Annotated in this window: 21 protein-coding genes; 11 read left to right on the top strand and 10 right to left on the bottom strand. The window is 71.0% G+C overall.

Translation table 11 applies throughout. The features are described from left to right. Positions 1 to 244 precede the first annotated feature (244 nt). The 7 genes from DFR41_RS18435 to DFR41_RS28060 are packed head-to-tail and all read right to left on the bottom strand — an operon-like array spanning position 245 to position 8038. Positions 245 to 637, bottom strand: a complete 393-nt coding sequence (locus DFR41_RS18435; protein ID WP_076506228.1) for a RidA family protein — start codon at positions 635 to 637, stop codon at positions 245 to 247. Positions 638 to 666: 29 nt separating this feature from the next. Next, positions 667 to 1146, bottom strand: coding sequence for an acyl-CoA thioesterase (locus tag DFR41_RS18430; protein WP_425326709.1), 480 nt, complete (start codon positions 1144 to 1146; stop codon positions 667 to 669). Continuing rightward, entirely contained in the window at positions 1143 to 2831 is a 1689-nt protein-coding gene (locus DFR41_RS18425) for an AMP-binding protein (protein ID WP_114803796.1), read from the bottom strand. The genes DFR41_RS18430 and DFR41_RS18425 overlap by 4 nt, the downstream gene beginning before the upstream one ends. Before the next feature lie 22 nt (positions 2832 to 2853). After that, positions 2854 to 4017, bottom strand: coding sequence for an acyl-CoA dehydrogenase family protein (locus DFR41_RS18420; RefSeq protein ID WP_114803795.1), 1164 nt, complete (start codon positions 4015 to 4017; stop codon positions 2854 to 2856). A 1-nt stretch (position 4018) separates the two neighbouring features. Continuing rightward, complete coding sequence (locus DFR41_RS18415; protein ID WP_114803794.1) at positions 4019 to 4879, bottom strand: enoyl-CoA hydratase family protein; 861 nt, start codon at positions 4877 to 4879, stop codon at positions 4019 to 4021. Between the two features lie 52 nt (positions 4880 to 4931). After that, positions 4932 to 5702 carry an SDR family NAD(P)-dependent oxidoreductase gene (locus DFR41_RS28065; RefSeq protein ID WP_114803793.1) on the bottom strand — a complete coding sequence of 257 codons (771 nt, stop codon included), beginning with the start codon at positions 5700 to 5702 and terminating at the stop codon, positions 4932 to 4934. After that, complete coding sequence (locus tag DFR41_RS28060; protein ID WP_114803792.1) at positions 5699 to 8038, bottom strand: bifunctional salicylyl-CoA 5-hydroxylase/oxidoreductase; 2340 nt, start codon at positions 8036 to 8038, stop codon at positions 5699 to 5701. The genes DFR41_RS28065 and DFR41_RS28060 overlap by 4 nt, the downstream gene beginning before the upstream one ends. Positions 8039 to 8295: 257 nt before the next feature. Between DFR41_RS28060 and DFR41_RS18400 the strand changes: the two genes are divergently transcribed. The 7 genes from DFR41_RS18400 to DFR41_RS18370 all read left to right on the top strand — a co-directional run bounded on the left by DFR41_RS18400 (position 8296) and on the right by DFR41_RS18370 (position 17830). Next, positions 8296 to 9543 (top strand): styrene monooxygenase/indole monooxygenase family protein, encoded by a 1248-nt coding sequence (locus DFR41_RS18400; protein ID WP_114803791.1) that lies wholly within the window; start codon positions 8296 to 8298, stop codon positions 9541 to 9543. A gap of 985 nt (positions 9544 to 10528) precedes the next feature. After that, entirely contained in the window at positions 10529 to 12127 is a 1599-nt protein-coding gene (locus DFR41_RS18395) for a phytoene desaturase family protein (RefSeq protein WP_114803790.1), read from the top strand. A gap of 70 nt (positions 12128 to 12197) precedes the next feature. Continuing rightward, a complete protein-coding gene (locus DFR41_RS18390; protein WP_114803789.1) occupies positions 12198 to 12986 on the top strand; it encodes a cyclase family protein in 789 nt (262 codons plus the stop codon). 157 nt (positions 12987 to 13143) lie between these two features. After that, entirely contained in the window at positions 13144 to 14601 is a 1458-nt protein-coding gene (tcuA, locus tag DFR41_RS18385; protein ID WP_114803788.1) for an FAD-dependent tricarballylate dehydrogenase TcuA, read from the top strand. Beyond that, the gene (tcuB, locus tag DFR41_RS18380; protein ID WP_114803787.1) at positions 14588 to 15775 is read left to right on the top strand and encodes a tricarballylate utilization 4Fe-4S protein TcuB; all 1188 of its coding nucleotides are present in this window, start codon (positions 14588 to 14590) and stop codon (positions 15773 to 15775) included. Before tcuA ends, tcuB begins: the two co-directional genes overlap by 14 nt. 37 nt (positions 15776 to 15812) lie before the next feature. Further along, the gene (locus DFR41_RS18375) at positions 15813 to 16808 is read left to right on the top strand and encodes a Bug family tripartite tricarboxylate transporter substrate binding protein (protein WP_017758697.1); all 996 of its coding nucleotides are present in this window, start codon (positions 15813 to 15815) and stop codon (positions 16806 to 16808) included. Between the two features lie 65 nt (positions 16809 to 16873). Next, the gene (locus DFR41_RS18370; RefSeq protein WP_114803786.1) at positions 16874 to 17830 is read left to right on the top strand and encodes a LysR substrate-binding domain-containing protein; all 957 of its coding nucleotides are present in this window, start codon (positions 16874 to 16876) and stop codon (positions 17828 to 17830) included. 3 nt (positions 17831 to 17833) lie between these two features. Here the strand turns inward: DFR41_RS18370 and DFR41_RS18365 are convergent, their stop codons facing one another. Both DFR41_RS18365 and DFR41_RS18360 read right to left on the bottom strand, forming a co-directional pair. Further along, positions 17834 to 18475: a DUF1109 domain-containing protein gene (locus DFR41_RS18365; RefSeq protein WP_114803785.1), complete on the bottom strand. Its 642-nt coding sequence runs from the start codon at positions 18473 to 18475 to the stop codon at positions 17834 to 17836. After that, positions 18472 to 19029 (bottom strand): sigma-70 family RNA polymerase sigma factor, encoded by a 558-nt coding sequence (locus DFR41_RS18360; protein ID WP_017761004.1) that lies wholly within the window; start codon positions 19027 to 19029, stop codon positions 18472 to 18474. Before DFR41_RS18360 ends, DFR41_RS18365 begins: the two co-directional genes overlap by 4 nt. A gap of 182 nt (positions 19030 to 19211) precedes the next feature. Between DFR41_RS18360 and DFR41_RS18355 the strand changes: the two genes are divergently transcribed. The 4 genes from DFR41_RS18355 to DFR41_RS18340 are packed head-to-tail and all read left to right on the top strand — an operon-like array spanning position 19212 to position 21726. Further along, the gene (locus DFR41_RS18355; RefSeq protein WP_114803784.1) at positions 19212 to 19502 is read left to right on the top strand and encodes a BufA1 family periplasmic bufferin-type metallophore; all 291 of its coding nucleotides are present in this window, start codon (positions 19212 to 19214) and stop codon (positions 19500 to 19502) included. An 18-nt stretch (positions 19503 to 19520) separates the two neighbouring features. Then, on the top strand, positions 19521 to 20375 hold the full coding sequence (gene bufB / locus DFR41_RS18350; protein WP_114803783.1) for an MNIO family bufferin maturase: 855 nt from the start codon (positions 19521 to 19523) through the stop codon (positions 20373 to 20375). Beyond that, the gene (locus DFR41_RS18345; protein WP_114803782.1) at positions 20372 to 21217 is read left to right on the top strand and encodes an HvfC/BufC N-terminal domain-containing protein; all 846 of its coding nucleotides are present in this window, start codon (positions 20372 to 20374) and stop codon (positions 21215 to 21217) included. Before bufB ends, DFR41_RS18345 begins: the two co-directional genes overlap by 4 nt. Beyond that, positions 21214 to 21726: a DoxX family protein gene (locus DFR41_RS18340; RefSeq protein ID WP_081682432.1), complete on the top strand. Its 513-nt coding sequence runs from the start codon at positions 21214 to 21216 to the stop codon at positions 21724 to 21726. The genes DFR41_RS18345 and DFR41_RS18340 overlap by 4 nt, the downstream gene beginning before the upstream one ends. Here the strand turns inward: DFR41_RS18340 and DFR41_RS18335 are convergent. Then, positions 21688 to 23112: a diguanylate cyclase domain-containing protein gene (locus DFR41_RS18335; RefSeq protein ID WP_211322621.1), complete on the bottom strand. Its 1425-nt coding sequence runs from the start codon at positions 23110 to 23112 to the stop codon at positions 21688 to 21690. The two genes, DFR41_RS18340 and DFR41_RS18335, sit on opposite strands and share 39 nt — an antisense overlap. Positions 23113 to 23117 lie beyond the last annotated feature (5 nt).

Raw genomic sequence — 23117 nt, 5'->3', positions numbered from 1 at the left:
TGGCTCTTTGCCCACTCGCCCTGCTCGGCACTGCCTTCTATCCGGTTCTTGTTCATCGGCTCGCAGCTTCGCTCCACGCTTCCTCCCCACACTCGGTCGCCCTCGTGCAGTTGCGCTTCACTTCGTTCGTCGTGATCAGCTTACGGCAGGACTTGCAACCGCAAGAGGGCGCCCATGCTGGGCGCACAAAGACAAGGCGGCCCGCTGGGGCCGCCTCGGCAGTGATGAACGAGCAGCCTGCCGCTCAATCCGGCACGACCGCCGTGACCTCGATCTCCACCTTCGCCCGGTCCTCGACCAGCGCCGAGACTTCCACCGCCGTCATGGCGGCGTTGTAGCAGTTGATCAGCTCGCGGAAGTGCTTGCCGATGGCGGGATAGGCCGCCACGTACTCGCGCTTGTCGGTCACGTACCAGGTCATGCGCACGATGTGCTCGGGGCTGGCGCCGGCTTCGCGCAGCACCTCGACGATGTTCTGCAACGCCTGGCGCACCTGCTCGCCCAGGTCGTCGGTGTGGAACACGCCCTGCGCATCCCAGCCGATCATGCCGGCCACGAAGACCATGCGGCCACGGGCGGTGACGCCGTTGGCATAGCCCTTGGGGCGCGGCCAGCCGGGAGGAAGAAGAACTTGCATGCGGGACTCCTGCGGGGAAAAACGTGGATTCAGTGGTGGGCCGGATCGGGCGCGAAGCGGGTCAGCGCCTCGCGCACGTCCGGCGGGAGGTCGATGGCGCGGTGGGTCTGCAGGCTGGTGAACACCAGCACTTGCCGCGAGGCCACGCGCAGTTCGCCGTCGGTGCCGGTGCACTGGAGCGCCAGCGTGAGCGAGCGTCCGCCAGCGCGCTCCACCGCCAGGCCCAGCTCGACGGTGTCGCCCAGCCGGCTGATGGCGCGGAAGTCGCACTCCAGCCGCACGATGGGCAGGCCGATGTGGCGGCCGGCGATCATGCCGGCGTAGTTGACGCCCAGGCCGTCGTTGAACCAGTCCTCCACCAGCTGGTTGAACATCACCAGGTACTGGGGAAAGAACACGATGCCGGCCGGGTCGCAGTGCGAGAAGCGGATGAGCTGCGTGCGCGCGAAGCGGCCCGGCGGTGAGTCGGCGGTCTCAGCCTGGTCGACAGAGGTGGCGACGCGGATCACGAGGCGGCTCCCGTCCGTTGCGCAGGCGCCGCTGGGCTCGCTTCGGTCGTCGGCGCCATCGAGCTCGCCTGCGCCGCCTGCTTGAGCACGAAGCGCTGCAGCTTGCCCGTCTGCGTGCGCGGCAGCTGCGCCACGAAGACCACCGAGCGCGGGTACTTGTACGGCGCCACGGTCGCCTTCACGAAGTCCTGCAGCGTGCGCACCATGGCCTCACCCGCTTCGCCCTGGCCGGCACGCAGCACCACGAAGGCCTGCACGATCTGGCCGCGGTCAGCGTCGGGCGCACCGATGACGGCGCATTCGGCCACGGCCGGGTGCTGCATCAGCGCCTCTTCCACCTCGGGCGCGGCGATGTTGTAGCCGGCCGAGATGATCATGTCGTCGGTGCGCGCCTGGTAGAAGAAGTAGCCGTCGGCGTCCATCACGTACGCATCGCCGGTGAGGTTCCAGCCGCCCTGGACGTACTGGGCCTGGCGCGGGTCCGACAGATAGCGGCAGCCCGTGGGACCCTGCACGGCCAGGCGGCCGACGGTGCCTGGCGGCAGCTCGTTCCCGACCTCATCCACGATGCGGGCGCGGTAGCCGGGCACCGGCTTGCCGGTGGCGCCGGGCCGTGCGCCGGCCTCGTCGTGCGAGATGAAGATGTGCAGCATCTCGGTCGAGCCGATGCCGTCGATCAGCTCGATGCCGGTCGCCTTCTTCCACAGTGCGCGGGTGGTGGCGGGCAGCGCCTCGCCGGCCGACACGCATTTGCGCAGCGGCGTGGCGCGCAGCACGGCGCCCTGCTCGGCGAGCAGCCGGTACGACGTGGGCGCGGTGAACAGCACCGTGGCGCCGAAGTCCTGGATGCCCTGCAGCAGTTGCGCCGGGCCGGCCTTCTCCAGCAGCACGGTCGAGGCGCCCACATGCATGGGAAAGAGCACCAGCCCGCCCAGCCCGAAGGTGAAGGCCAGCGGCGGGCTGCCGATGAACACGTCGTCGGCCATGGCGCGCAGCAGGTGCGGCGGCCAGCAGTGGCACACCGCCATCACGTCGCGGTGGAAGTGCATGGTCGCCTTGGGCACCCCGGTGGTGCCCGAGGTGAAGCCGAACAGGCAGGTGTCGTCGGCGGCCGTGTCCACGTTGTCGAAGACAGGCGAGGCCTCGGCCATCAGCGCCTCCAGGCTGTCCGGGCCTTCCGCATGGAAGTGGCGGACGTGCTGCAGCACCGGCGCCTTCTGCGCGGCCTGCGCCAGCTCGTCGGCGAGGGCGGCGTCGCACAGCGCGTGCGTGACCTGGCCGATCTCCAGGATGGGCACCAGCTCCTTGGCGCGCAGCAGCGGCATGGTGGCGACGGCGATGCCGCCGGCCTTCATCACCGCGAACCAGCAGGCCGCGAGCATCGGGTTGTTGGGCGCGCGCAGCAGCACGCGGTTGCCCGGCACCAGGCCCATCTGCTTCACCAGCACGTTGGCGATGCGGTTGGCCTTGTCCCGCAGCTCGGCATAGGTCCAGCGCAGGCCGGGGGCCAGGAGGCAGGGCCGGTCGCCACGGCCTTCGGCGACGTGGCGGTCCAGCAGTTCGGTGGCGCAGTTCAGCCGCGCGGGCATCTGCAACTCGGGCAGTTCGAAGATGAACTGCGGCTGCTGCTCGGGCGGCGGCAGGTGCTCGCGAGCGAAGGTGTCGACGTGGGCGCTGGCGGTCATGGCGGTCTCCGGCCGTGTCCGCTCAGGCCGCCTTGGCGGCGCCGGCCTCGCGCAGCAGCTCGCGGCCGATGATGAGCTGCTGCACCTCGGTCGCGCCTTCGTAGATGCGCAAGGCGCGGATCTCGCGGTAGAGCCGCTCCACCGGCTGCTCGCTGACCACGCCCAGGCCGCCGAACATCTGCACGGCCGCGTCGATGACCTGCTGCGCGTTCTCGGTGGCGGTGAGCTTGGCCATGGCCGCGTCCTTGGTCACCGGCTCGCCGCGGTCGCGGCGCCAGGCGGCGCGGTAGGTCAGCAGCGCGGCGCTGTCGATGGCCGTGGCCATCTGCGCCAGCCTGGCCTGCGTGAGCTGGAAGTCGGCCAGCACGCCGTTGAACATGCGGCGCGTGGTGGCGCGGGACAGGGCCTCGTCGAAGGCGCGGCGCGCAAAGCCCAGCGCGGCAGCGGCCACCGAGGTACGGAACACGTCGAGCGTGCGCATCGCCACCTTGAAGCCCTCGCCGGCCGCACCCACGCGTTGCGGGGCGGGCACGCGGCAGTTGGTGAAGCGCAGGCGGGCCAGCGGATGCGGCGCGATCACTTCGATGCGCTCGGCGATCTCGAAGCCGGGCCTGCCGGCCTCGACGATGAAGGCACTGATGCCGCGGGCGCCGGGCGCCTCGCCGGTGCGCGCGAACACCACGTAGAAGTCGGCGATGCCGCCGTTGGAGATCCAGGTCTTCTCGCCGTCGAGCACGTAATGGTCGCCGTCCTGCCGCGCGCTGCACTGCATGGCGGCCACGTCGGAGCCGGCGTCGGGCTCGGACAGAGCGAAGGCCGAGATGGCCTCGCCGCGGGCCACACGCGTCAGGTAGCGCTCGCGCTGCTCGGGCGTGCCGTGCAGGCTGATGGCGCCACTGCCCAGGCCCTGCATGGCGAAGGCGAAGTCGGCCAGGCCGCTGTGGCGGGCCAGTGTCTCGCGGATCAGGCAGATGGCGCGCGCGTCCATCGTCTGCGCCGATTCGCCGACGGCGTGCTGCAGCCAGCCGCCCGCGCCGAGGGCCTTGACCAGCGCGCGGCATTCGGCGTCCACGTCGTGGCCATGGTCCTGCGAGATGTTCTGCGCGGCCCAGGCGTCCACGGCCTGCGCCAGTGCGCGATGGCGCGGCTCGAAGAAGGGCCAGTCGAGGTAACTCTGGTCCGCCATCTCAGTCCCCTTTGAAGACGGGCTTCTGCTTCGCCACGAAGGCCTCGTAGGCCCGCGTGAAGTCCTGCGTCAGCATGCACAGCGCCTGGGCCTGGGCCTCGGCCTCGATGGCCTGTTCGATGGTCATGGCCCATTCCTGGTGCAGCATGGTCTTGGTGATGCCGTTGGCAAAACTGGGGCCTTCGGTCAGCTGGGCGGCCAGCTTCTGCGCTTCGGCCAGCACCTCTTCGGGCGCGCACAGGCGGTTGAAGAAGCCCCAGCGTTCGCCCTCCTCGCCGCCCAGCGCACGGCCGGTGTAGAGCAGCTCGCTCGCCCGGCCCTGGCCCACGATGCGCGGCAGCATGGCGCAGGCACCCATGTCGCAGCCGGCCAGGCCCACGCGGTTGAACAGGAAGGCGGTCTTGCTGCGGGCCGTGCCCAGGCGCAGGTCCGAGGCCATGGCCAGGATGGCGCCGGCACCCGCGCACACGCCGTCGATGGCGGCCACGATGGGTTGCGGACAGGTGCGCATGGTCTTGACCAGCTCGCCGGTCATGCGGGTGAACATCAGCAGCTCGGGCGCCTTCAGCCGCACCAGCGGGCCGATGATCTCGTGCACGTCGCCGCCGGAGCAGAAGTTGCCGCCGGAGCCGGTGAGCACCACGGCTTTCACGTCGTCGGCCCACTTGAGCTGGTGGAAGAGGTCGCGCAGCTCGGCGTAGCTGTCGAAGGTGAGCGGGTTCTTGCGCTCGGGCCGGTTCAGCACGATGGTGGCCACGCCGTCGGCGACGGACCACTGGAAGTGCTTGGCCTCGTAGCCGGCCAGGGGGCGCTGGTTGCCGGCCACCAGGGCCAGGTCCACGCGGGGAATGCTCTCGCTCATGCGGTCTCCGTTCTTTGCTGTCTGCGTTGGGGGGTGGAAGGCGACGGCGCGGTCACATGACCTCGCCGCCCGCCACGGAAATGGATTGGCCGGTCACGGCGCCGGCACCCTCGCCGCACAGCCAGGCGACGGCATCGGCCACCTCGTCGGGCTGCACCAGGCGGCCCTGCGGGTTGCTCTTGACGAACTCGGCCCGTGCGGCCTCGGGGCTGCGGCCCGTCTTGGCGACCACGCGCTCGATGCTCTGGCGCACGATGTCGGTCTCGGTGTAGCCGGGGCACACGGCATTCACGGTGATGCCCTTGGTGGACAGCTCCAGCGCCAGCGAGCGGGTGAGCCCCACCACGCCGTGCTTGGCCGCGCAGTAGGCCGACACGTAGGCATAGCCCACCTGCCCCGCCGTGCTCGCCACGTTGACGATGCGGCCCCAGCCCGCCGCCAGCATGCCCGGCAGCACGGCCTGGCTGCAGACCATGGTGCCGGTCAAGTTGACGGCCAGCATTCGCTGCCAGAGCGCCATGTCCATCTTGTGGAAGGGCGCGCTCTCGGCCTGGCCGGCGTTGTTGATGAGTGCGGCGACGGGGCCGAAGCGGCCTTCTGCTGCAGCAAGCGCGGCCGAGACCGCCCCGGCATCGGCCACGTCGGCGCTGACGGCGAACAGGTGCTCAGGGTCTTCCGCGGCCACCGCCTGCACGGCCTCGGCGCTGCGGCCCAGCACGGTCACGTTCCAACCCTCGGCCACCAACCGCCGCGCGATCGCGGCGCCGATGCCGCGTCCGCCGCCGGTCACCAGCGCATGGCGCGGGCCCGTGGTGCCGCTCACTTGGCGGCCCCCGCCGCCTCGGCCATGGCCTTCTCGCGGGCGAAATTGGCTTCCATCTGCGGCTTGGCCGACCGGTACTGCTTGGGCCACGCGATGGCCGTGTAGCCGATCTTCGCGGCCTCGGTCAGCGTCCACGCCGGGTTGGCCAGGTGCGGACGCGCCACCGCGCACAGGTCGGCGCGGCCGGCGGCCAGGATGCTGTTGGCATGGTCGGCCTCGCTGATCGCGCCCACGGCGATGGTGGGAATGCCCGCCTCCTGGCGGATGCGGTCCGCGAAGGGCGTCTGGAACATCCGGCCGTAGACCGGCTTTTCCTTCTTGCTCACCTGGCCCGACGAGCAGTCGATCATGTCCGCGCCAGCGGCCTTGAAGGCCTTGGCGATGGCGACGGCGTCTTCCGGCGTGATGCCGCCCTCGACCCAGTCGTGGGCCGAGATGCGGACCGAGATCGGCTTGTCCGACGGCCAGGCCGCACGCACGGCGGCGAACACCTCCAGCGGATAGCGCAGGCGGTTCTCCAGCGAGCCGCCGTATTCGTCGGTGCGCTGGTTGGTCAGCGGCGAGATGAAGCTCGACAGCAGGTAGCCGTGGGCGCAGTGCAGTTCCAGCCAGTCCGCGCCGGCCTCGGCGGCGGCGCGGGTGGATGCGACGAACTGCGCCTTCACCTCCGCCATGTCCTCGTGCGTCATGCCGCGCGAGAGCTGGCTCACGCCCTCCAGGTACTGCTGCGGCGAGGCCGACAGCAGCGGCCAGTTGCCCGACTCCAGCGGCTGGTCGATGCCATCCCAGGCCAGGCGGGTGGAGGCCTTGGCGCCGGCATGGCCGATCTGGATGGCGAACTTCGCATCGGTGTTGGCGTGGATCCAGTCCGCGATGCGCTTGAAGGCGACGGTGTGCTCGGGCTTGTAGAGGCCGGGGCAGCCGGGGGTGATGCGGCCCTCGGGGCTCACGCAGGTCATTTCGGCAAAGACCAGTCCGGCCCCGCCCATGGCGCGGGCGCCCAGGTGCACCAGGTGGTAGTCGCCGGCCACGCCGTCCACCGCCGAGTACTGCGCCATCGGCGAGACCACGATGCGGTTCTTGAGGGTGACGCCGCGCACCGTGTAGGGCGTGAACATGGGCGGCGGCGGGGTCTTGCCCTCGGGCACCGGCACGTCGGCGCGTTGCGCGAACCAGCGCTCGTAGCCTTCGAGCCAGCCGCGGTCGCGCAGGCGCAGGTTCTCGTGGCTGATGCGCTGGCTGCGCGTGAGCATCGAGTACATGAACTGCTCGGGCTCCAGCTGGTCGCAGTAGCGCTTGCCACAGACCTCGAACCATTCCATGGCGTTCCAGGCGGCGTTCTGGATGCGCAGCGTCTCCACGCGGCGGGCCTCCTGGTAGGCCTTGAGCACCTCGGGGATGTGCTCGCGGGTGTCGCCCTGGGCGGCGAACAGGCGGGCCAGCTCGATGGCATCCTCGATGGCCAGCTTGGTGCCGGAGCCGATGGCGAAGTGCGCCGTGTGCACCGCGTCGCCCATCAGCACCACATGGCTGCCGTGCTCGTTCTGCAGCGACCACTGCTCGCAGACCACGCGCTGGAAGTTGATCCAGGCCGAGCCGCGCAGGTGCCGCGCGTTGGTCATCAGTTTGGCGCCCTGAAGGTCGCCCGCAAAGATCTCTTCGCAGAACTCGATGGACTGCTGCTGGTCCGCCTGGTCCAGGCCGTGGGCCTTCCAGGTGTCCTCGGTGGTCTCGACGATGAAGGTCGAGGTGGTGTCGTCGAACTTGTAGATGTGGGCCTGGAACCAGCCGTGCTCGGTGCGCTGGAAGTCGAAGGTGAAGGCCTCGTAGACCTTGTTGGTGCCCAACCAGATGAAGCGGTTGGGCCGCGCCACGATGTCGGGCTTGAAGACGTCGGCGTACTTGCCGCGGATGCGCGAGTTGACGCCGTCGCTAGCGATGATGAGGTCGGCGTCGGGATAGTCGGCGTCGCTGTCGGCCTCGGTCTCGAACACCAGGTTGACGCCCAGCGCCTCGCAGCGCGCCTGCAGAATGTTCAGCAGCTTCTTGCGGCCGATGCCCACGAAGCCGTGGCCGCCCGAGCGGATGCGCCGGCCCTTGAACAGCAGCTCGATGTCGTCCCAGTGGTTGAAGGCCTGCTCGATCTCGTCGGCCGTCTCGCGGTCGCAGGCGCGCATGTTCTCCATGGTGGCGTCCGAGAAGACCACGCCCCAGCCGAAGGTGTCGTAGGGCTTGTTGCGCTCGACCACGGTCACCTGGTGACCGGGGTTGTGCTTCTTCATCAGCAGTGCGAAGTACAGGCCGGCCGGCCCGCCGCCGATGCAGACGATGTTCATGGAGAGGCTCCTTTGCGATGGCTTGGGATGGAGTCTCCTCCTCAATTAGTTTAGTTGTCAAGCAAATTGGACGACACCCAGGTCGCGTCCGCAACTCCTGCAGCGGGTGGACAGGCGCTGCGGCCAGCGGATAGCGGCGGTGCGGGGCGCTTCCTAGCATGGCCCTGCCACGGTCGGGACAGCCCCGCCGGTGCACCGCCAACCCTTCTTCGTCCCTCTTCCTTCCTCTTCGTCTGCATCCGCCAGGAGAACCATCCATGAGCCGCAAGATCGCCATCGTCGGAGCGGGCCAGTCCGGCCTGCCCCTGGCCCTCGCCCTGCAGGGCCGGGGCGACCAGGTCACCCTGCTCACCAACCGCAGCCCGGACGACCTGCGCCGGGGCAAGGTGATGTCCAGCCAGTGCATGTTCGACAACGCGCTGCAGATCGAGCGCGACTTCGGCCTGGATCGTTGGGCGGACGACTGCCCGCCCGTGGAAGGCATCGGCCTGACGGTGCCGCACCCCGAGCAGCCCGGCGAGCGCCTGATCGACTGGTCCGCCCGGCTGGACCGCCCGGCGCAGGCCGTGGACCAGCGGCTGAAGATGCCAATGTGGATGGAGCTGTTCCGCGAGCGCGGCGGCAACCTCGTGCTGCAGGACGCCGGCATCGCCGAGCTGGAAGAGTTGGCTGCCACGCACGACCTGGTGGTCGTGTCGGCCGGCAAGGGCGAGATCACGCGCCTGTTCGAACGCGACCCGGTGCGCAGCGTGTTCACCCAGCCGATGCGCGCGCTGGCCCTGACCTATGTGCATGGCATGGCGCCGCGCACGCCCTACTCGCGGGTGTGCTTCAACCTGATTCCGGGCGTCGGCGAGTACTTCGTCTTCCCGGCGCTGACGCTCAGCGGGCCCTGCGAGATCATGGTGTTCGAGGGCGTGCCCGGCGGCCCGATGGACTGCTGGGGCGACATCCGCACGCCCGAGGACCATCTGTGGCAGAGCCTGAAGATTCTCGACACCTACCTTCCCTGGGAAGCCGAGCGATGCCGCGACGTGCGCCTGACCGACGACGGCGGCGTGCTGGCCGGCCGCTTCGTGCCGACGGTGCGCCGGCCGGTGGGCACGCTGCCCTCGGGCCGCCAGGTCTTCGGCATGGGCGACGCAGTGTGCGTGAACGACCCGATCACGGGCCAGGGCTCCAACAATGCGACCAAGGCCTTCAAGGTGGTGCACGACGCCATCGTGGCGCGCGGCGATGCGCCTTTCGACGCGGCCTGGATGAACGCGACCTTCGAGCGCTTCTGGGACTATGCCCAGCATGTGGTGCGCTGGACCAACACGCTGCTGGAGCCGCCGCCGCCCCATGTGCTGAACCTGCTGGGCGCGGCGGGCCAGATCCCGGGCGTGGCGCATGCCATCGCCAACAACTTCAACCATCCGCCGGGGTTCTTTCCGTGGTGGACCGATGCGCAGGCCTGCGAGCGGTTCATCGCGGAGCAGGCGGGGGCTGCTGTCCCAGCTTGAGCGGGTGCCGCTCGTCGGTTCGTCGGTCGTCGGTTCGTCGGTTCGTCGGTCGGTGGTCCGTTGGCGATGGTCCGGCCCTGGTGCCGGTGAGGGCGTGGCGGCGCTTCAAGTGGGGCGGTCGGCGCTGCGCGCCGACTTCCCTGCGGTGCTCGGGCAAACGGGCCGCGGCAGAACTCGCTACGCGCTGCGCGCTGCGCTCAAACAACTGCCGCGAGTCAGTTCACGAAGCGGGCCTGTCCTTCGGCAGGCCCGCAGCCCGTCCGCCCTGCGCTCCTCGGCACCCCACAGGCGCGCCGCCACGCCCTCACCGGCACCAGGACCTGCGTTGGGGTGATCGGCCGGCACTACGTCCTGCACCCCGCACACCGCACACCGCACACCGCACTCCGCACCCTGTGCCTGTGCCTGTGCCTGCACTCTGCGCCGAAGCAGGCTCACTTGTCGTCAGCGCTGGACTCCTCCCCCACTGGGGGAAGGCAGGGATGGGGGCCAGTGCGCCGTTACGGTTGTTGTGCAGACAACCCCTGCCTTTTTGATGCCCACCGCGCGTCTCCACGCGTCGGCGCTGGGCCCAGGGCGCGCGGGCGATTTCGGGGTCGGCGAGGCGCGCAGGATGGACGGGCTGCAGGCCTGCCGAAGGACAGGCCTGCTTCGTGATCTGACTCGCGGCGTTTGTCTGAGCGCAGCGCGGAGCGCGTAGCGAGTTATGCCGCGTGCCCGTCCATCCGAGCACCGCAGCGGAGTCGGCCCGCAGGGCCGACCGACCCCGTATGAGCCCGCGCGCCCTGGGCCCGGCGCCGGCGCGCACCCCGGACCTGCCACCGAACAGATGGAGCCCGCCACCCTCTGAACACCTCGTTCATGGCAACTGCGAGAGACCCGACACGCGAGCCAACGACCGAGCCACAAACTTCCGTCGCGATTCGGATAGCCACCCGCCCGAACCGGATAGCCCCGCACGCAAGCCAAGGCAAAGATGCCAACCATGGCAAGCCCCGCAAACCCAGCCCCAGACGACGTGCTGCTCATCGGCAGCGGCATCAACGGCCTCGTGTGTGCCGCCCTGCTCGCCCGCAAGGGCCGCAAGGTGCGCGTACTGGAGCGCGAGTCCACGCTCGGCGGCTGCATCCGCACCGATGAGCTGACGTTGCCCGGCTTCCGGCACGACACGCTGTCCACCGCGCATCCGCTCTTCCTCGTCGGCCCCGCCTACGCGGCCCTCGGCAAGGCCCTGCACGAAGCGGGCCTCGCCTACTGCAACACCGACAGTCCCACCGGCGTGCTGATGCCCGATGGCCGGCACCTGGTGCTGTCCACCTCGCGCCAGCTCAACCGCCAGCGCATGGAAGCCCTGCATGCCGGCGACGGCGCGGCCTTCGTGCAGACGCTGGAAGGCATGGCCGAGCGCGCACCGCTTGTCTTCTCGCTGCTGGGCAACGAGCTGTGGAAGCTGAACACCGCCCGCACCCTTGCCGGTGCAGCCTGGAAGGACGGCCCGCATGCCCTGGCCGGCTTCTTCGGCGAAGCCCTGACGCCCGCCCGGCCCTGGCTGCAGCAGCGCTTCGGGTCGGGCCTGGTCGGTGCGCTGCTCGCGCCCTGGGTGCTGCACTGCGGCCTAGGGCCGGACGCGCCCCTGTCGGCCCTCATGGCCCAGGTCGTCGCCCTCACGCTGGAGGCCGTCGGCATGCCGCTGGTGCAGGGCGGCAACGCCAACACCGTGCGCGCCTTCGAGCGGCTGATCCGCGAGGCCGGCGGCACGCTGGAGGCCGGCTGCGACGTCGAACGCATCCTGGTCGAACGCGGCCGTGCCGTCGGCGTGCGGCTGGCCGGTGGCCGCGAACTTCGGGCCAGCGAGGTGGTGGTCAGCGCCACGCCCACGCAGCTCTACGGCCGCCTGCTGGCGCCCGAGCACATCCCGCCCGAGATCGCCGGCCAGGCGCGCCAGTGGCGCTACGGCAAGGGCAACATGCAGATCCACCTGGCCCTCTCGGAGCCGCCGCAGTGGCCGGATCGCGCGCTCGACAAGGTCGGCTACCTGCACCTGAGCGGAGGGCCGGACGCCATCTCCCGCGCCGTCAACGAGGCCGAGCGCGGCCTGCTGCCTGCCGCGCCCACGATCTGCGTGGCACAGCCCACGGCGCTGGACCCGAGCCGCGCGCCCGACGGCCGGCACATCCTGTGGATCCAGCTGCCCGAATGCCCGCGCGAGCCCGTCGGCGATGCGGCCGGCGAACTGGAGGTGCCACCCGGCGGCCAATGGACGGAGGCACTGCGCGAGGCCTATGCCGACCGCGTGATCGCGCAGATCGCCCGCCATGCGCCCAACCTGCCCGGCAGCATCCTCGGCCGCGCCGTGCTCTCGCCGGCGGACCTGCCGCGCCTCAACATGAACCTGGTCGGCGGCGATCCCTATGGCGGCGACTGCGCGCTGGACCAGTACTTCCTCTGGCGGCCCCTGCGCGGGCTGCGCAACCACGAGACGCCCGTCGCCCATCTCTGGCACATCGGCGCCTCCACCCATCCCGGGCCGGGACTCGGCGGCGCGTCGGGTGTGCATGTGGCCCGGGCCCTCGGGGCGCTGTGACGACTGCATCCGCAGCCCCTTCCCTCTTCATCGCTTCCCTGCTCGCACTCTTCCCACGGAGCCCACGACCATGACCGCCTCCCTCGCCCAGTTCGCCCAGGACATCGCCACCGGCGCCCTGCGCATCGTCGACCTGACGCAGACCCTGTCGCCCCGCTTCCCGGCCCTGCAGCTGCCGCCCCAGTTCGGCCAGGTGTGGGCCTTCAAGATGGAGCGCATCTCGCAGTACGACGAGGCCGGCCCCGGCTGGTACTGGAACAACTTCTCCTGCGGCGAGCACACCGGCACGCACTTCGACGCGCCCGCCCACTGGATCACCGGCAAGGACCATCCGGCCAACACGGTGGACACCATCGACCCCAGCGTGTTCATCGGCCCGGCCTGCGTGATCGACGCCAGCGCCCCGGTGGCCAACAACCCCGACTGGCTGCTCACCGTGGACTTCCTGCGCGCCTGGGAAGAGACCCACGGCCGCATCCCGACCGGCGCCTGGGTGCTGCTGCGCACCGACTGGTCGAAGCGCATCGACGACCCCGCCGCCTTCGTCAACATGCGCGAGGACGGCGCCCACACGCCCGGCCCCACGCAGGAGGCCGTCGAATGGCTGATCGGCGAGCGCAACGTGCGCGGCTTCGGCGTCGAGACCATCAACACCGACGCCGGTCAGTCCTATGCCTGGCCGGTGGCCTACCCTTGCCACACGCTCATGCATGGCGCCAACAAGTACGGCCTGCAGTGCCTGAAGAACCTCGACCAGTTGCCGCCCCAGGGCGCCATCGTGCTGGCCGCGCCCCTGAAGATCGAGGGTGGCTCGGGCAGCCCGCTGCGGGTGCTGGCGCTGGTGGGCGCCCAGCGCTGAGAACGCCGTCATGCGACGGGGCAAGCGGTCATCTCGCCGCGTGATACCCCCATGACTGCGCCCCCCTGCACCGCGGACTTCCGGCTTCCTAAAGTGCGCCTCGTCCGGCCCGCCCTCGCGGCCGGCGAGACCACCCCAAGGAAGAGACAGTCCCACGATGCAACCCGACGTGCTCGTCATCGGCGGCGGCAATGCCGCGCTGTGCGCCGCGCTGATGGCGCGCGAGGCCGGCGCCAGCGTGCTGCTGCTGGAGGCCGCGCCCCGTGCCTGGCGCGGCGGCAACTCAGCCCACACCCGCAACCTGCGCTGCATGCACGATGCGCCGCAGGACGTGCTGGTCGACGCCTACCCGGAAGAGGAGTTCTGGCAAGACCTGCTCAAGGTCACCGGCGGGCAGACGCAGGAGCCGCTGGCGCGGCTGACCATCCGCCATTCGGGCCACTGCCGGCCCTGGATGCGCCGGCACGGCGTGCACTTCCAGCCGCCGCTGTCGGGCGCGTTGCATGTGGCGCGCACCAACGCCTTCTTCATGGGCGGCGGCAAGGCGCTGGTCAATGCCTACTACCGCAGCGCCGAGGCCCTGGGCGTGCAGGTGCGCTACGAAGCACCGGTTGCGCAGCTGGAGATCGAGGACGGCCGATTCGTGGCCGCCCACACGGCAGCGGGCGAACGCATCGCCGCCCGCAGCTGCGTGCTCGCGGCGGGCGGCTTCGAATCGAACCGCGACTGGCTGCGCGAGGCCTGGGGCCGCAATGCGCGCGGTGAATTCCCCTCAGACAACTTCCTGATCCGCGGCACGGCCTACAACCAGGGCGTGCTGCTGCGTCACCTGCTGGACGCGCAGGGCGCCGACCGCATCGGCGACCCGACCCAGGCCCACATGGTGGCCATCGACGCCCGTGCACCGCTGTACGACGGCGGCATCTGCACCCGCATCGACTGCGTGTCGCTGGGCGTGGTGGTCAACCGCCAGGGCGAGCGCTTCTACGACGAGGGCGAGGACTTCTGGCCCAAGCGCTATGCCATCTGGGGCCGGCTGGTGGCCATGCAGCCGGGGCAGATCGGCTACTCGATCATCGACAGCCAGGCCATCGGCCGCTTCATGCCGCCGGTGTTCCCGGGCATGAAGGCCGACAGCCTGCCCGAGCTGGCCGCCCAGCTGGGCCTGCCGGTCGAGGCCTTCATGCGCACGCTGCAGGCCTACAACGCCGCCTGCCGCGGGGGCCGCTTCGACCACACCGTGCTGGACGACTGCCGTACCGAGGGCCTGACACCCGCCAAGACGCACTGGGCCCGGCCCATCGTGCAGGCGCCGTTCTACGGCTATGCCGTGCGGCCGGGCGTGACCTTCACCTACCTGGGCCTGCGCACCGACGACACCGCGGCGGTGCGCTTCGGCGGCGTGCCGAGCGCCAACCTCTTCGTGGCCGGTGAAATGATGGCCGGCAACGTGTTGGGCAAGGGCTACACCGCGGGCGTGGGCATGAGCATCGGCACGGCCTTCGGCCGCATCGCCGGCCAGAACGCCGCCCGCGCCGCCCGGCAGCAGCCGCCACGCACCCTGGCGAACGTGATCGCCGACGACAAGGAAAGAGACACCCATGCAAGCGCTTGATGCCATGGTCAAGGAGGCCCGGCAGCTGGCGCTGGGCGAGGTGGTGCCGGTGCCGGCCTCCACCGCCGCCGAGGACGAGGTGGCCCGGCAGCTGCAGATCTGCAATGCCTGCCGCTACTGCGAAGGCTTCTGCGCCGTCTTCCCGGCCATGACGCGGCGGCTGGCCTTCCCGACGGCCGACGTGCACTACCTGGCCAACCTCTGCCACAACTGCGGCGCCTGCCTGCATGCCTGCCAGTACGCACCACCGCATGCCTTCGCGGTCAACGTGCCGCAGGCCATGGCGCGGGTGCGCGCCCGCACCTACCAGGACTACGCCTGGCCGCCCGTGCTGGGCCGGCTGTACGAGCGCAACGGCCTCACGCTGTCGGTGGCGCTGGCAGGGGGACTGGGGCTGTTCCTGGCGCTGGCCGTGGCGCTCAAGGGCGGGCTGTGGCAGGCCGTGCCGGCCGGCGGCCATTTCTACGATCTGTTTCCGCACAACCTGATAGTGGGCCTGTTCGCGCCCGTGTTCCTGTTCGCGGTGCTGGCGCTGGCGCTGGGCGTGCGCCGCTTCTGGCAGGCCGTGACGCCGGTGACCGGCGCAGTGGCCGTGAGCGGCCCGGCCGGTGCCGAGGCCGCGGCGGACATCGCGCAATTGCGCTACCTGGACGGTGGCCACGGCCAGGGCTGTCACGAAGCCGACGATGGCCCGACCCTGGCGCGGCGGCGCTTCCACCACCTCACCTTCTACGGCTTCCTGCTGTGCTTCGCGGCCACGGCCGTGGCCACGCTGTACCACTATGCGCTGGGCCTGCCCGCGCCCTACGACCTGCCCAGCCTGCCGAAGCTGCTGGGTGCCGTCGGCGGCGTGATGCTGATGGTCGGCAGCGCCGGACTGGGCTGGCTGCACCTGCGGCGCCATTCCCTCCACGGCGATGCGGCCCAGCGGCCGATGGACCGCGGCTTCATCGCGCTGCTGTTCCTCACCAGCGCCAGCGGCCTCGCGCTGTGGCTGGCCCGCGGCAGCGCCGCCATGCCGCTGACCTTGTGCCTGCACCTGGGTGCGGTGATGGCGCTGTTCGCCACCCTGCCCTACGGCAAGTTCGCCCACGGCATCTTCCGCAGCGCCGCGCTGCTGCGCTACGCCGTCGAAAAGCGGCTGCCCAACCCCGTCGGTGCCGGCGGCGAGTGAATTCAATGTTCCTTCCAGATCCTTGTACGGAGACACGATGACCGCTTCCACACGCCGCCACGCTCTGGCGCGCTTGGCCTGCACCGCGCTGGGCGCCGCCGCGCTGATGCCTGCCCTTGCACGGGACGCCCAGGCACAGGACTTCCCGCCCCGCAAGCCGGTCACGCTGGTGGTGGGCTTCGCCCCCGGCGGCGCGGCCGACGCCGCCGCGCGGCTGATCGCCAAGAAGCTGTCCGAGAACATCGGGCAGCCCGTCATCGTGGACAACAAGGCCGGTGCCGGCGGCAACATCGCCCACCAGTACGTGGCCGGCCAGCGCACCGACGGCACGGTGCTGCTGTTCGGCTCGGTCGGGCCGCTGACCATCGCGCCGCACCTGATGAAGCTGAGCTACGACCCCTTCAAGGACCTGGCGCCCGTCTCGGGCGGCGTGTACTTTCCCAACGTGCTGGTGGTGCACAAGGGCCTGGGCGTGCACAACCTGCAGGAATTCGTCGCGCTCGCCAAGCGCAAGAGCATCGACTTCGCGTCGACCGGCGCGGGCTCGGCCTCGCACCTGGCGGGCGAGCTGTTCAACCAGCGGGCCGGCGTGAACATGGTGCACGTGCCCTACAAGGGCGGCGCGCCCGCGCTGCAGGACCTGCTGGGCGAGCGCATCGCCTCGTACTTCGCGGCGCCGCCCACGGCCATGCCGCATGTGGAGGCGGGCACGCTGATCCCGCTGGCCACCACCAGCCTCAAGCGGCCGGCCTACCTGCCCAACATCCCGACCATGGCGGAATCGGGCTACCCGGGCTTCGAGGCGCTCAACTGGTATGCCTTCGTCGCGCCGGGCAAGACGCCCGCGCCCATCCTCGACGGCTGGAACCGCGAGATCGTCAAGGTGCTGAACGACCCGGCGGTGAGCGAGGCCCTCACCAAGCACGGGCTCACGCCCCAGCCCACCACGCGGGCCGAGTTCGCGGCCTTCATGCGCAAGGAATACGACCAGTGGGGCGCCATCGCGCGGGCGCGCAAGCTGACGGCGGAATGAGCGCCTGCGCGGCCCCTGGCATGACCGGGCGACGGCGGCCCGGGCGCTGAGGACAATCGCGGGCCATGGAACTGCGCCAGCTGCGTTACTTCGTCCGCATCGTCGAGGCCGGCTCGATGAGCCGCGCCGCCCTGGAGCTGGACGTGGTGCAGTCGGCGCTCAGTCAGCAGGTCTCGCGCCTTGAAGGCGAGCTGGCCACGCGGCTGCTGCAGCGCACGCCGCAGGGCGTCACGCCCACCGAGGCGGGGCTCGCCTTCTTCCACGAGGCCAAGCTCACCCTGCGGCATGCGGAGCAGGCCGTGCGTTCGGCACAGCAGGCCCGGCTGTCGGGCAGCGTGAGCATCGGCCTGGCACCCACCACGTCGGCGCTGCTGGGCCTGCCGCTGATGCAGGCCATGCGCGAGCGCTACCCCGAGGTTCGGCTGCACATGGTCGAGGGCATGTCGGGCCACCTGGCCGCGATGCTGCGTGCCCGCGAGCTGGACATCGCCATCCTCTTCGGCCACCGACCCGACGCGCTGGCGCTGCACGAGCCGGCCGGCGGCGCGGGCCGCGGCTGGCAGGTGCTGCCGCTGATGGAGGAAGCACTGTTCCTGATCCGCTCCATCGGCCAACCCGCGCTGCCGTCGCAGGTGGACATCGAGGCGCTGCGCACCGAGCCACTGATCCTGCCCACCGGCCCCCACGGGCTGCGCAGCGCCATCGACGCTGCCTTCGACCGCGCCGGCATCGCGCCGCGGGTGGTGCTGGAGGTCGATTCGCTGGCCATGGTCATGGCCGCCGTGGATGCCGGCCTGGGCGCCACGCTGCAACCCTGGGCCGCGCTGGGCCGCTATCCGGATGCCGACCGACGCTTCCGCCATGCCCGGCTGGACGCGCCGGTTGCGCGCCGCGTCAACCTGCTGTGCAGCCGGTCCGACGAGGAGCTGCCGCCCGCCGTGCTGGCGGCGCGCGGCGTGGTACGCGACAGCGTGCGCGCGCTGGTCGAGGACGGCCGCTGGGCGGGCGTCACGCTCGTCTGACGCTCACCAGCGCAGCAGCCGCGGCCCCAGCACGGCCCCGGCGGCCACCGGCAGCAGCATCCCGAGCACGTACCAGGTGGCCAGAAAAGGCGCCGTCAGCTCCGGGCAGTGCAGCGCGTACACCGTGGCGCCCGCGCCGCCCGCCAGCAGGCCGGCCGCGGCCCCCGCGCGGCGCGGCCGCGTGGCGGCCATACCGCGCAGCATCCAGAAGGCGGCCACGAACACCGGCAGCCCGATCAGGCCGATATTGACCACGCAGGTGCGCCAGGTCTGGCCCATCAGGGCCGGCATGCGCACGGTCTGCGGCATGTCGATCCAGCGCCACACGGCCAGCGCCCACAGCAGCCCGACCGCCACCACGGCCAGCCAGCCGGCGCGGCCGGGCCCCACGCCCGGACTGGCCAGGCGCCGCACCATCAGCAGCCCGGCCGCCGCCACGCACAGCGACACGGCCAGCTTGACCCACAGCATGGGCAGCGCCATCACGCGCCACAGGTCGCCGCGCATGCCGTAGCCTGCCTGCATGATCAGCAGCGACAGCGGCAGGCTGCAGACCAGCGCCAGCCACAGGCGGCGCGAGGCGGCCGCCGCGGGCACCGGCGCCGCGTCCTGCGCCAGCAGGGTCACTAGGTCATCGGTCTTCATGCGGCGGCCTCCTTGTCGATGCCGAGCCGGGCGGCCAGGGCCTTGAGGCCGCGGTGCACGCCCACCTTCACGGCCGATTCGGACATGCCGGTCAGTTGCGCCGTCTCGGCCACCGACAGGCCCTGCAGCTTGGTGTGCACGATGGGGAGGCGATGGCGGTCGGGCAGCGTCTCCAGCAGCACCAGCAGGTCGCGGCGCGCCTCCTGCGCGTCGGTGTCCGAGTCGGCCACCAGTTCGAGCGCGTCGTCCAGCGGCTCGTGCAGCGCCTCGCGCGAGGATTTCTGGCGCAGGTGGTCGATCAGCTTGTGGCGCGCGATGGCATGCGCCCAGGCCGTCACCGGATGGTCGCGCAGGTAGGTGTGTCGCTGGTTGTGCATGGCAAGAAGGCACTCCTGGACCAGGTCCTCGACGTCGTCGGGCCAGCCGAACAGGCGCCGACGCAGAAAGGCGCGCAGGTGAGCCGCCAGCTCGGACAGGAACTGGCGGTAGGCGGCTGCATCGCCATCGAGTCCCCGAAGGAACAGCGTGCGCAGATGGGCTTCGGCGGTACTCATTCGGACAGGCCTCTTTCCATTCGCCTCGGCGGGCCTGCGGGTTACAGGCGCGGCGCTTTTATTTTTTTGTCGGCGATTGTGCCGCCGCGTAACGGCCGCCGCGCCGGGGCGGAACTAGCAGACGGTCGCCGCGATGGCGGTGCCGATTCCGACCTTCCACCCTTTCATCAGGAGCCTTCACCATGACCTCGACCCGCCCCCTCGCCTCCACCGCCTTCCTGCTCGCCGCCCTGGCCGGTGGCATCGCCCATGCGCAGGACAGCAAGCCCGCCGACAACATGGCCAAGATGGAGAAGTGCTACGGCGTCGCCCTCGCCGGCAAGAACGACTGCGCCGCCGGCCCTGGCACCACCTGCGCCGGCACCTCCAAGGTCGACTACCAGGCCAACGCCTGGAAGAACGTGCCGGCCGGCACCTGCACCAGCATGAAGACGCCCAAGGGCATGGGCTCGCTGACGCCGATGAAGTCCTGATCGCCGGACCGCATCGCCATGCCGCAACCGCCATCGCAGCCCGGCGCGGGCCTGGGCCTCAAACCACAGCATTTCGACGAGGCGCTCACCGCCGATGCCGAAGGCCTGTGGTTCGAGGTGCATCCCGAGAACTACATGGTCGATGGCGGCCCGCGCCTGGCTTGGCTCGAGCGCATCGCCGCGCGGCATCCGCTGTCGCTGCATGGCGTGGCGATGTCGCTGGGCGGAAGCGACCCGCTCGACGCTGCGCACCTGCGGCGCCTGCGCGCGCTGGTGGATCGGTTGCGGCCGGTGCGGGTCTCCGAGCACCTGGCCTGGTCGCGCGCGGGCGGCCGCTACCTGCCCGACCTGCTGCCCGTGCTGCGCACCGATGCCTCGCTCGCACGCATCGCCGAGCGCGTGGACCGGGCGCAGCAGGCACTGGGCCGGCGCCTGGCCATCGAGAACCCTTCGCACTATCTGCACCTGGACGGCCACACCTGGGCCGAGACCGACTTCCTCGCCGAACTGGTGGCGCGCACCGGGTGTGGCCTGCTGCTGGACGTGAACAACGTGCACGTGTCCTGCCGCAACCTGGGCCAGTACGCGCAGGCCTACCTCGACGACTTTCCCGCCGAGGCGGTGATGGAGCTGCACATCGCCGGCCATTCGCCCGACCCGGTGCATGGCGAAGCCCTGCTCGTGGACACCCACGACCGCGCCGTGGCGCCCGAAGTGTGGGGCCTGCTCCGGCACTTTCTGGGTCGGCATGGACCACGGCCCGTGCTGCTGGAGCGCGACGGCGACGTGCCCGCCTTCGCCGACCTGATGGCCGAGCGCACCCAGGCGCAGCAGTGCCTGGATGAAGTGTCCAGGCAGGAGGCCCTGGCGTGAGCGCCCGGCCTGCCGTCGTTGCGCGGGTCCGCAAGGCTGGCGACGACGAAGCGTCTCGTGCCAGGACGGGCTGCGCCGGCGACGCCGCCGAGGACTTCGAACACCTGCTGCACGCCGCCCTGCTCGCGCCCCACGCCGAAGGCCCGCTGGCAGCCCAACCCGGCCTGGCCGTCTACCGCAACGGCTTCCGCCGTGCCTGCATCGACGCGCTCATCGCCAACCATCCGGCCACGAGCCGGCTGGTTGGCGAAGACTGGCTGCGCAGCGCCGCCGCCGAGTACCTGCGGCATGACCTGCCGACCGACGCCAGTCTGCTGCGCTACGGCGAGGGTCTGCCGGACTTTCTGGGGGGGCTGCCTTCGACCGCCGAGATGCCCTGGTTGCGAGCGGTGTGCCGGCTCGACCGTCTGTGGCTGGACGCCCACCAGGCGGCGGATGCCCAGCCGGTGCACGCTGGCCTCCTTTCCACCCTGCCGCACGACGCCCTGGGGCAACTGCGGTTGCGCCCCCTGCCCTCGGCCCGCTGGGCCTGGCATGCCGATGCGCCGGCCTTCGCGATCTGGCAGGCCGCGCGGGCCGGCGCAGAGTCGGCGGATCTGGCCGGACTCTCCTGGCAGCCCGATGGCGCCCTGCTCGTGCGGCCCGGCGAGGCGGTCGAGTGGCATGCGCTGGACCGCGCCGGCTGCGCCTTCCTGGACGCCTGTGCCGATGGCCAGACGCTGCTCGACGCCAGCGCCCGGGCCGTCGCGGCCGACACCGGCTGCGCCATCGCCACGCTCATCGGCCAGCTGCTCGGCTGGCAGGCGCTGTGCCTCGACCCCACCTGCACCCACGAACCATGAATGCCACTTCGCTTCCCCCTTCGAACGCCCCGTTGGGAGACCGTCTTGCCGCCTTCGGCCGACGCGCCGCCTGGCACGACGCCCTCGCTCTGATCGACCGCGTAGCCATCGCGGCGATCTTCTGGCAGTCCGGCCGCACCAAGGTCGACGGCTGGTTCCACATCAACGACAGCGCCTACGAGCTGTTCCGCACGGAATACCGGCTGCCGCTGCTGCCGCCCGAGCTGGCTGCGCAGATGGCCGCCACAGCCGAGCATGTGCTGCCCCTGCTGCTGGTGCTGGGCCTGTTCACCCGCCTGCCGGCGCTGGGGCTGCTGGGCATGACGCTGGTGATCCAGCTCTTCGTCTACCCGTCGGCCTGGCCCACGCACCTGTCGTGGGCGGGGCTGCTGCTGTACCTGCTGGTGCATGGCGGCGGCCGCTGGTCGGCCGACGGCTGGCTGCAGCGCCGGCGTAGTCGCCCGGCTGGCTCAGGGCTGCGCGGCGTCGACCACCACGAAAGGCACTGACTTGTCGCGCTTGGCCCGGTACATGGCGGCGTCGGCCTGGTGCAGCAGGTGTTCCGCCCTCGCCTGGTCGGCAGTGGCGGTGGCGAAGCCGATGCTGCAGCCGACGGCCAGCGCACGCCCGGCAATTTGCAAGGGCGCACCCAGGGCTGCCTGGATACGCTGCGCCACCGCGGCCAGGTCCGCCGCTGCCGGGTTGGCGTGGTCCAGGAAGAGCACGAACTCATCGCCCGCCAGCCGCGCGATGTAGTCGCCCTGGCGGCAGCTGGCCTGCAGGCGGTGGGCGCACTCCCGCAGAACCTCGTCGCCCACCGCGTGGCCATGGGCATCGTTGATGTCCTTGAAGCCGTCCAGGTCGATGAAGGCCACCACCACCGGCAGGTCGGCACGACGCGCGCGCGCCAGGGCCCGCTCCAGCTCGGCGAACCAGGCCGTTCGGTTGGGCAGGCCGGTGAGCGCATCGGTCATGGCCAACACCTCCATCTGGCGGGATTCATGCGCCTGGGTGGTGATGTCGTGCATGGTGCACACCGCCCCCAGGCTGTGGCCGTCGGGGGCGCGCAGCGGGCTCGCATTGCAGCTCACGGTGCGCGGCTCCATGCCCGGTGTACGGATCACGATGGCCTGGCCCCGCACCTTCTCGCCCGCATAGGCCCGGGCGAGCGGCACCCGCTCGGGTGCCAGCAGGGTGCGGCCGTCGGCCTCGCACAGGCCGAAGTAGGCCGGCCACTGCGCTGGCGGCAACGCGCGGGGATCGACGCCGTGCCAATCGCGTGCCGTCTTGTTGAACTCCTGCAGCGTGCCGCTGCCGTCGCAGGTCACCACGCCATCGGGCAGCGCCTCCAGCAGTTCGGCGATGGCGGCAGCGCGGCTCTCGCCCAGAATGCGCTGGCGGCGGCTTTCGAGCAGGTCAGCGGCACGGGCGGCAAGGCGCCGCAGCGACTCCCGCTGCACGTCGGACAGTCTGCGCGTCGTGCGGTCCATGACGCACAAGGTGCCGTAGCGCCAGCCGGCTTCGCCGATCAGCGGCATGCCCGCATAGAAGCGCAGGTGCGGCGCGCCGAGCACCGAGGGATAGCCGGCGAAGCGGGCGTCCGCACGCATGTCCGGCACCTCCAGAAGGTCGGACTGCGCGATGGCATGGGTGCAGAACGCCTCGTTGCGGGGTGTGCTGTCGAAGTCCAGCCCGCACCGGGCCTTGAACCACTGGCGCTCGGCGTCGACCAGCGTGACCAGCGCGATCGGCACCTGGCAGATCGAGGCCGCCAGCCAGGCAACGTCGTCGAAGGCCGACTCGGGTGGCGTGTCCATGATCTGCAGCTCGGCCAGCGCGCGCAGGCGGCCGGCTTCGGTCATGCCGGGGTCGGTGTCGTGGTGGGTGCTGGGCAAGGGCG

It is taken from the genome of Pseudacidovorax intermedius (genome assembly GCF_003350475.1).
Taxonomy (GTDB): Bacteria; Pseudomonadota; Gammaproteobacteria; order Burkholderiales; family Burkholderiaceae_C; genus Xenophilus; species Xenophilus intermedius.
This window is presented reverse-complemented; position numbering and strand designations above follow the sequence as displayed.

Excerpts from the sequence above, each read along its gene's own strand:
- DFR41_RS18365 (WP_114803785.1), bottom strand. The coding sequence starts at position 18,475 with ATGAAGACCGATGACCTAGTGACCCTGCTGGCGCAGGACGCGGCGCCG.
- DFR41_RS28060 (WP_114803792.1), bottom strand. The coding sequence starts at position 8,038 with ATGAACATCGTCTGCATCGGCGGCGGGCCGGCCGGCCTGTACTTCGCA.
- DFR41_RS18340 (WP_081682432.1), top strand. The coding sequence starts at position 21,214 with ATGAATGCCACTTCGCTTCCCCCTTCGAACGCCCCGTTGGGAGACCGT.
- DFR41_RS18395 (WP_114803790.1), top strand. The coding sequence starts at position 10,529 with ATGGCAAGCCCCGCAAACCCAGCCCCAGACGACGTGCTGCTCATCGGC.
- DFR41_RS18425 (WP_114803796.1), bottom strand. The coding sequence starts at position 2,831 with ATGACCGCCAGCGCCCACGTCGACACCTTCGCTCGCGAGCACCTGCCG.
- DFR41_RS18360 (WP_017761004.1), bottom strand. The coding sequence starts at position 19,029 with ATGAGTACCGCCGAAGCCCATCTGCGCACGCTGTTCCTTCGGGGACTC.
- DFR41_RS18375 (WP_017758697.1), top strand. The coding sequence starts at position 15,813 with ATGACCGCTTCCACACGCCGCCACGCTCTGGCGCGCTTGGCCTGCACC.
- DFR41_RS18420 (WP_114803795.1), bottom strand. The coding sequence starts at position 4,017 with ATGGCGGACCAGAGTTACCTCGACTGGCCCTTCTTCGAGCCGCGCCAT.
- tcuA (WP_114803788.1), top strand. The coding sequence starts at position 13,144 with ATGCAACCCGACGTGCTCGTCATCGGCGGCGGCAATGCCGCGCTGTGC.
- DFR41_RS18435 (WP_076506228.1), bottom strand. The coding sequence starts at position 637 with ATGCAAGTTCTTCTTCCTCCCGGCTGGCCGCGCCCCAAGGGCTATGCC.
- tcuB (WP_114803787.1), top strand. The coding sequence starts at position 14,588 with ATGCAAGCGCTTGATGCCATGGTCAAGGAGGCCCGGCAGCTGGCGCTG.
- DFR41_RS18355 (WP_114803784.1), top strand. The coding sequence starts at position 19,212 with ATGACCTCGACCCGCCCCCTCGCCTCCACCGCCTTCCTGCTCGCCGCC.
- DFR41_RS18370 (WP_114803786.1), top strand. The coding sequence starts at position 16,874 with ATGGAACTGCGCCAGCTGCGTTACTTCGTCCGCATCGTCGAGGCCGGC.
- DFR41_RS18400 (WP_114803791.1), top strand. The coding sequence starts at position 8,296 with ATGAGCCGCAAGATCGCCATCGTCGGAGCGGGCCAGTCCGGCCTGCCC.
- bufB (WP_114803783.1), top strand. The coding sequence starts at position 19,521 with ATGCCGCAACCGCCATCGCAGCCCGGCGCGGGCCTGGGCCTCAAACCA.
- DFR41_RS18390 (WP_114803789.1), top strand. The coding sequence starts at position 12,198 with ATGACCGCCTCCCTCGCCCAGTTCGCCCAGGACATCGCCACCGGCGCC.
- DFR41_RS18415 (WP_114803794.1), bottom strand. The coding sequence starts at position 4,879 with ATGAGCGAGAGCATTCCCCGCGTGGACCTGGCCCTGGTGGCCGGCAAC.